This is a genomic window from Endozoicomonas sp. ONNA2 (assembly GCF_024606365.1).
Classification (GTDB): domain Bacteria; phylum Pseudomonadota; class Gammaproteobacteria; order Pseudomonadales; family Endozoicomonadaceae; genus Endozoicomonas.
This window is the reverse complement of record NZ_JAHHPO010000360.1, coordinates 1-7,758: the sequence shown is the minus strand read 5'-3', so window position 1 is coordinate 7,758 and position 7,758 is coordinate 1. Positions and strand designations below refer to the sequence as shown.

The following is a 7,758-nucleotide window of genomic DNA, read 5'->3' as shown; positions in this document are numbered from 1 at the left end:
ATAGCTGAACAGGGCTATTGATGCTTGAATAATGGATTTAGCGAATGGTTACTTTTCAGAAGGCCAAATTGGTATTACTCGGGCGTTACCCGCATCACTTCTGCTATGGTCGTCATTCCTGCGGCAACTTTCTGTGCACCTGATTGTCTCAGGCTATTCATGCCTTCCTTGATACACTGTTGGCTGAGCAGTGTGATGTCAGGATTCTCATTGACCAGCGCTTTGACCCCAGGGCTCATGGTTAAAATCTCATAGAGACCGGTACGCCCACGATAACCCGTTTCCCGACAATCAAGGCAACCAACAGGCTCATAGACTTCTGAGGGTGCTGGCCCGGGGTTTGTCAGGGCTTTCCAGCCGATGGTGTCCAGCGGTGCCCGGGCTTTGCAATTTGGGCAGAGGGTTCTGACCAGGCGTTGTGCCATAACGCCCAGCACGGTGTTTTTGATGAGGTAAGGGGGGACGCCAATCTCGAGCAAACGGGTCAAGGCGGAGGGCGCATCATTGGTATGTAGCGTAGAAATAACCAAATGCCCCGTCAGGGCTGCCTGAATGGCTATCCCGGCGGTTTCAAGATCACGGATCTCGCCCACCATAATAATGTCAGGGTCTTGCCTTAACAGTGCCCGAAGCCCTGAAGCAAAGGTCAGATCGATGTTGTGTTGCACCTGCATCTGGTTGAAGGTCGGCTCCACCATTTCAATAGGGTCTTCCACAGTACAGACGTTCACCTGATCCGTGGCCAACTGCTTCAGGGTTGAATAAAGTGTGGTGGTTTTACCAGACCCGGTGGGGCCAGTCACCAGAATAATACCGTTGGGCTGGCCTGACATTGCTTTCCAGCGTCGTTCATCTTCGCTGGAAAAACCCTGAGCGCTGAAGGATTTTATCAGTAATTCCGGGTCAAAAATCCGCATCACCAGTTTCTCACCAAACGCGGTGGGTAGTGTGGACAAACGCAGCTCAACCTCATAACCATCGGTGTTACGGGTTTTCAAGCGCCCATCCTGCGGCTTGCGCTTTTCGGCAACATTCATACGGCCAAGGATTTTCAGGCGGCTGGTCATGGCGGCGGCGACTTTGACTGGCATCTGATAAATCGGGTGCAGTACGCCATCAATTCGAAATCGGAGATTGCATTGTTCCCGACGGGGCTCAATATGGATATCGCTGGCTTTTTGTTCAAAAGCGTATTGGAGCAGCCAGTCAACGATGTTGACGATATGTTCATCGTTGGCGTCCGGAGCCTTGCCTGGCTCCATCATCTGTTCAAAGCTATTGGGCGAGGCCGAAGTGACACCAGCCTCCGAGCTGGCCCCCATGACTGACTGCGCCAGGCGATAGAACTCCACGGTATAACGTTTGATATCGGCAGGATTGGCAACAACCCGCCGGATCTCACGGCGATTGACATGGCGCAGATTGTCTTCCCAGGTGCGATGCCATGGCTGGGCGGAGGCAACCACAATCTCGGTGTCGGTCACCTCGACAGCAAGGATCTGGTGTCGTCTGGCATAGGCATGGGACATGATGGAAGTAATGTTAGCAGCGTCAATCTTGAGTGGATCAATGTGGCAGTATGCCTGACCAGCCAGTTCGGCGAGCCACTGACACAGTTTCTCGATATCCAGCTTGCTACCCGGATGACAAAGATCATCCAGCGCCAGATCAGCAAGGTATTCCAGGGGGTGCAGACGGGCTTGTTCAGGGGTGCGAGGGCGGCCGAGAATATCATCAGCGGTTGTCTGATCGATATGTTTGCTTCTGACCAGATCAGACACAACCATGGCCAGATCCAGCATTTGCTCCCTGTGGTGCAGGCCATCTGCTTGTTTATTGTTCATTTGAATTACCGTTTTCAGCTGGAATTTTTATATTCTCTCTTTTTTTGTGGCACTGGGACAAATGGATTTAAAATCCTGTAATTTTCCCGGCCCACTGCCGGAATGCCTGTTGGCGATCAGTTGGCAAGCTTGTTCAGCCTTGTCTGGTCAGACGGGATACGTGCAAAGCAGCACCAGAAGGCCATTTTCCGGCTCATTTTCCGGTCACACTGGATTTTGAGAAATTACATAAAAATCATAGGCGCATGAGTGCAAGGAACCGGTGCCCTGTTCGCCAGATTGTGAGCATATGTGCAGGATTTGAAACTGCCTTCTATAATCAGGCGTTCAACCGGATGGATTTGCAAAATGCCTACCAGCAATATTCTGGCGAGTGTTTTTGGCCGCTCACCAATAGGACCTATTCAAAAGCATATCACCACTGTTCATGAATGTGCTTCTCAGCTGGAGCCATTCTTTCAGGCAGTGTTCGCTGAAGAGTGGGAGACTGCCTATGACCTTCAGCAGAAAATCATCAAATTTGAGCACGAAGCGGATGCCATCAAGCGAAGTATCCGCCTGTCACTTCCCAAGAGTCTTTTTCTGCCGGTTCCCCGCACCGATTTGCTGGAGATTGTGACCGTTCAGGATAAGGTTGCGAACCGTGCCAAGGATATCGCAGGCCTTGTGGTAGGAAGAAAAATGGTTATTCCTGAATCCATGCACGAAGCATTTCTTACCTATGTACGCCGTTCAATTGCCACATCTGCACAGGCATTGAAAGCCATTCATGAGCTGGACGAGCTACTGGAAACGGGTTTTCAGGGACGAGAAGTTGATCTGGTGGAAAAAATGGTTGAAGAGCTGGACAACATTGAAAGCGAGACGGACAAGGACCAGGTAAAAATACGCCGCATGCTGTTCGATCTTGAGCAGACGCTGCCACCCGTTGAAGTCATGTTTCTGTACAAAATTATCGACTGGGTGGGTGATCTTGCCGACCGGGCTTCCCGTGTTGGTAGTCACCTGCAGTTGTTGCTGGCCCGTTAACTGAACCGGATGCAGACTGATGAGTATTATCGCTGAATATGGCACAGTTTTCCTGATTCTGGCTTGCCTGTTTGGGTTTTTTATGGCCTGGGGGGTTGGGGCCAACGATGTTGCCAATGCCATGGGAACGTCAGTTGGCTCCGGAGCCCTGACGGTAAAACAGGCTATTCTGATCGCCATCCTGCTGGAGTTTACCGGTGCCTATCTGGCAGGAGGGTCAGTCACCGATACAATACGCAAGGGGATTATTGATCCGTCCATGCCCCTGCTGCTTGAGAACCCCAATTTGCTGGTATATGGCATGCTGGCCTCACTGCTGGCCGCCGGCACCTGGTTGCTGGTAGCTACTCATTACGGCTGGCCGGTGTCCACTACCCATTCCATTGTCGGGGCCATTGTTGGCTTTGCCGCTGTTGGCATCTCGGCCGACGCCGTCAGCTGGGGAAAAGTGGCCACCATTGTTGCCAGCTGGGTGGTATCTCCCTTGATGTCGGGAATGTTCGCCTTCCTGATTTTTGTCAGTGTGCACAAGCTGATCCTGGATACTGAAAATCCCTTCAGAAATGCCAAGCGCTACATGCCCCTTTACATGTTTCTGGTTGGGTTCATGATGTCCATGGTGACGCTGATTAAAGGCCTCAAGCACATTGGCTTACCGTTGGATTATACCGAAAGCATTGTGCTCTCACTGATTATCGGGTTGGTCATTATGTTTATTGGCCAGATGGCGCTGGCAAAAATAAAGGAGGATGTTCAGGCGGATATGTCATTTCACTTCTCCAGTGTTGAGAAAGTCTTTGGAGTGATGATGATTTTTACCGCCTGTTCCATGGCCTTTGCCCATGGCTCCAACGATGTGGCCAATGCCGTAGGACCATTGGCAGCGGTCGTCAGTGTGGTATACAGTGGCGGTGAAATTGTCGGCAAGTCTTCCGTTCCGTCCTGGGTTCTGCTGCTGGGCGCTGCCGGTATTGTGGCAGGGCTGGCCACCTGGGGCTATAAGGTCATGGCAACGATCGGCTCTCACATCACCGAACTGACGCCCAGCAGAGGTTTTGCCGCAGAGCTTGCTGCCGCCTCTACAGTGGTGATGGCGTCCGGCACTGGCTTGCCGATCTCCACCACCCATACGCTGGTTGGTGCGGTTCTTGGCGTGGGGCTGGCGAGGGGGATTGGCGCTTTGAACCTCGGTGTTATCGGTACCATTTTCATTTCCTGGCTGATCACTCTGCCAGCAGGAGCGATTCTGGCTATTATCTTCTTCCACTGCCTGAAATGGATTTTTGGCTAACAAATCCCGGATTTGGTTTCCAAGAAGATCTGCCCTGTTTATCATCATTAGGTATTCCCTTTAGTAGACGGTGATAATCAGGGTTATGAGCAGTCAGCAACCAACATTCCAGCATGCACTTGCAAAATTAATAGAAATACCTTCGGTCAGCTCAACCCTTCCTGATTTTGATATGAGTAACCTGCCGGTTATCAATGAACTGGCGGTGTGGTTTGAAGCGATGGGGTTTCAGTGCGAAATTCAACCCCTGCCCAAGGCGCCACACAAGGCAAACCTGATTGCAACCCTGGGCAGTGGCCCGGGAGGCCTGGTACTGGCCGGGCATACGGATACAGTTCCTTACGATGAAAGCCTGTGGACAAACTCCCCTTTTGCCCTGGAAGAAAGGGATGGCCGGTTTTATGGCCTGGGCGTCTGCGATATGAAAGGCTTCTTTGCCTTGGTCATGGAAGCCGTTCGGGAGTATCTGAACACACCTCTGAAAGCACCATTGATCATTCTGGCCACGGCGGATGAAGAGTCCTCAATGAATGGCGCCCGGGCACTGGCTGAACTCGGTCGACCTAAAGCGCGGTATGCTGTGATTGGTGAGCCTACCGGGATGCGACCTATTCATATGCACAAGGGCATTATGATGGAGCGCATTCAGATTCTTGGGATGTCCGGTCATTCCAGCAATCCGGCACTGGGCCGTAATGCCATGGAAACAGCCCATAAGGTGATCACTGACTTGATGCAATTGCGCAAAGAACTGGCAGAGCGTTATCAAAACCCCGGTTTTACCATTCCCACCCCCACCTTGAACCTGGGGTGTATTCATGGTGGTGACAACCCGAACCGGATTTGTGGGCAGTGCCAGCTGGATTTTGATATTCGTATGCTGCCGGGGATGGACAGTGAACAACTGCGACAGCACATTCGTCAAAGGCTGAAGCCAATTGCTGCAGCAGATCAGGTTGAGATCTCACTTGCAGCAATTACACCGGCTATTGAACCGTTTGCCGGTCTTGAGAACTCTGAGCTGGCCGTTGCCTGTGAGAAGCTGACAGGGCATCCGGCAGAAAGCGCTGCATTTGGTACAGAGGCTCCATTCTTTAGCCGACTGGGCATGGATACCGTGGTGTTGGGGCCAGGTGATATTGATCAGGCACACCAGCCGGACGAATACCTTGCACTGGATCGAATAAACCCAATGGTTGATATTTTGCAGTCATTGATCAGACAGTACTGCTTATCCTGAAGCACTTCACGATGTTTTTTTCGCCTGAGCGTATGATGCTCAGAGTCGTTTTTACTGGGTAAACAAGTGTGGCTTGCGTGAAAAAAAAGGAAAATCCGGCAGACAGCGCAGAACAGTACGTGAAGTTTTTTCGTCAATCATCACCCTATATTCATGCTTACAGGGGGAAAACCTTTGTGATCATGCTCAGTGGCGAAACGCTGGCTCACCCGAATCTCGGTAATATCATCAGTGATATTGCCCTGATGAGCAGCCTGGGTGTCCGACTGGTGCTGGTGCATGGCGCTCGCCCACAGATTGATGAGCGTTTACGGGAGCGAGGCATTAAAACAGTTATTCACCAGGGGGATGCTGGTAATGGCCGACCGCATAATGAACGACGGGTCACTGACAAGCAGAGCCTGGAATGTGTCAAGGATGCCGTAGGAAATATGCTCACCCTGATTGAATCAAGGCTCTCGGTAGGGCTGGTGAACTCACCCATGCATGGCGCCAGGATTCGTGTTGTCAGCGGTAACTTTGTCACCGCCAAACCCTTGGGGGTGCTGGATGGCATCGATTTTCAGCATACTGGTGAAGTCCGCAAAATAGACAATCAAGCGATCGAACAGCTGCTGGATAGCGGCTATGTGATCTTACTCTCTTGTCTTGGGCTTTCACCCACCGGCGAGATTTTCAATATTGAAGCAGAGGAAGTGGCTACCCGGACCGCAATCAGTCTGCAAGCTGCAAAATTGATACTGTACGGTGAGCGGCAGGGAATTTTTGATCACCAGGGGAATCTGATCAATAGAATTTCTCCCCAGGAAGCCCATAAAGAACTTGAGTCGCAGATTGGCGAGTCCAGAAGACTGCTTTCCTCTGCCGTTACGGCTTGTTCCGGTGGTGTCGAACGGGCTCAGATTATCAGCTATCAGGATGATGGATCACTGCTGATGGAGCTGTTTACCCGTGCTGGTGCCGGTACGCTGATTTCCAGAGATCACTATGAAGAAGTCCGTGGAGCAACCATTGAGGATGTCGGCGGTATTCTTGAGCTGATCCGCCCTTTCGAGGAAAAAGGCATACTGCGTCGTCGCTCCCGAAAAGAACTGGAAAGGGAAATAAAGCTGTTCAGTGTCGTGTTGCTCGATGGCATGATCATCGGCTGTGCAGCTCTTCATCCGTACTGTGAAAAAGGTGCCACCGCAGCGGAACTGGCCTGTGTTGTCGTTCATCCTGAATATCGCCAGGCACAGCGCGGTGATCGTTTACTGGCACATATCGAAGCACTGGCGGAAAAACAGGGCATGAACGAAATCTACGTCATGACCACCCAGACTACCCATTGGTTTATTGAGCGAGAATTTGTTGAAATTGCCTATGATGATTTACCGGTAGAACTCAAAGCAAAATATAACCCCAAAAGGCAGTCGAAGGTTCTCAGAAAAACGATAGGTTAACTACTTAAGGAGCCGGTTAAAACTGACACAAACCGGGCGAACTACTGACCGGTTTGTTTACTGTCAGAAACCCACTGCAGGAATCGTTCACGGGTTGTTTCATCTGCCTGGTTATACCAGTACTGCAGCATGCTTTCGCTCATTGGCTGAGCTGTTGCCGGTGCTGGCATAACAGCAGGTTGGGGTTGTTGGGCAACCTGATATGAAATACCTTGCGGGGTTGCAATATAAACGGTTCCAGCCATTGCCCGAACAGCAGCCGGACTATCCGACAGGTTAAACTTCTGGATATCCTCCACCGTGTCTCCTCCGATCAATAGGCCAGATTTATTAAAAACGCTGAACTCAAAGGGAATCGTCTGGCCTTTGACATTGGTAATTGAGAATTGCGCCTCTGGCGACTGTGACAGTTTATCGGTATCCCTTGTGGTTTTTAGTTTCGGGGCATTGATGGTGTAGGTCTGATCGCCGGACAGGTCAAACGTCATGACATACGGGCTGGTAGTAAACAGTTTGGTGTCTCCACCGTCCCTCACCAACGTTTTCAGCTGAAAAACCAGCTGGTGACGGCCATTGCCAAGAGCGAGCCCCTTCTTGCTGTCCAGTTTATCGGCATTCTTGCCATCAAGAACCAGCAGCTTTGTTTTATCGGGCAGTACCAGGGTGTTATCAGCAATAACTGGCATGGCCAGAATAGAAGCAAGCAATACACTCAACAGACGACGTACAAACATAAGGCAGTGTTCTCCTATAGCCTATAGATAGATAGATAGTCTGTCGATTATAGGTTGGTACAACGGCCAGTTCGTATTGTTGTTTTCCGAATATTGAACTGCGGTCACTTATCGATAACCTGTACCAGGAGGCTGTCCGAGAATAGACTGCCCTACTGCGGTTGCGATAAATTGGTCT

Annotated in this window: 6 protein-coding genes; 4 read left to right on the top strand and 2 right to left on the bottom strand. The window is 51.0% G+C overall.

Going from position 1 to position 7,758, the window contains the following annotated elements; genetic code table 11:
- Window positions 1-74 precede the first annotated feature (74 nt).
- Window positions 75-1,844, bottom strand: coding sequence for a GspE/PulE family protein (locus KDK14_RS06535; protein WP_257264216.1), 1,770 nt, complete (start codon window positions 1,842-1,844; stop codon window positions 75-77).
- Window positions 1,845-2,192: 348 nt separating this feature from the next.
- Here KDK14_RS06535 and KDK14_RS06530 point away from each other — a divergent pair, with 348 nt between their 5' ends.
- The 4 genes from KDK14_RS06530 to argA all read left to right on the top strand — a co-directional run bounded on the left by KDK14_RS06530 (window position 2,193) and on the right by argA (window position 6,846).
- Window positions 2,193-2,873 carry a TIGR00153 family protein gene (locus tag KDK14_RS06530; RefSeq protein ID WP_257264214.1) on the top strand — a complete coding sequence of 227 codons (681 nt, stop codon included), beginning with the start codon at window positions 2,193-2,195 and terminating at the stop codon, window positions 2,871-2,873.
- A 19-nt stretch (window positions 2,874-2,892) separates the two neighbouring features.
- On the top strand, window positions 2,893-4,164 hold the full coding sequence (locus KDK14_RS06525; protein ID WP_257264213.1) for an inorganic phosphate transporter: 1,272 nt from the start codon (window positions 2,893-2,895) through the stop codon (window positions 4,162-4,164).
- Window positions 4,165-4,249: 85 nt separating this feature from the next.
- On the top strand, window positions 4,250-5,404 hold the full coding sequence (gene argE, locus KDK14_RS06520; RefSeq protein WP_257264211.1) for an acetylornithine deacetylase: 1,155 nt from the start codon (window positions 4,250-4,252) through the stop codon (window positions 5,402-5,404).
- A gap of 68 nt (window positions 5,405-5,472) precedes the next feature.
- Window positions 5,473-6,846, top strand: a complete 1,374-nt coding sequence (gene argA / locus KDK14_RS06515) for an amino-acid N-acetyltransferase (RefSeq protein ID WP_373691042.1) — start codon at window positions 5,473-5,475, stop codon at window positions 6,844-6,846.
- Between the two features lie 41 nt (window positions 6,847-6,887).
- On the opposite strand, the gene KDK14_RS06510 is transcribed toward argA, so the two are convergent.
- The gene (locus tag KDK14_RS06510) at window positions 6,888-7,580 is read right to left on the bottom strand and encodes a DUF2057 domain-containing protein (RefSeq protein WP_257264210.1); all 693 of its coding nucleotides are present in this window, start codon (window positions 7,578-7,580) and stop codon (window positions 6,888-6,890) included.
- Window positions 7,581-7,758 lie beyond the last annotated feature (178 nt).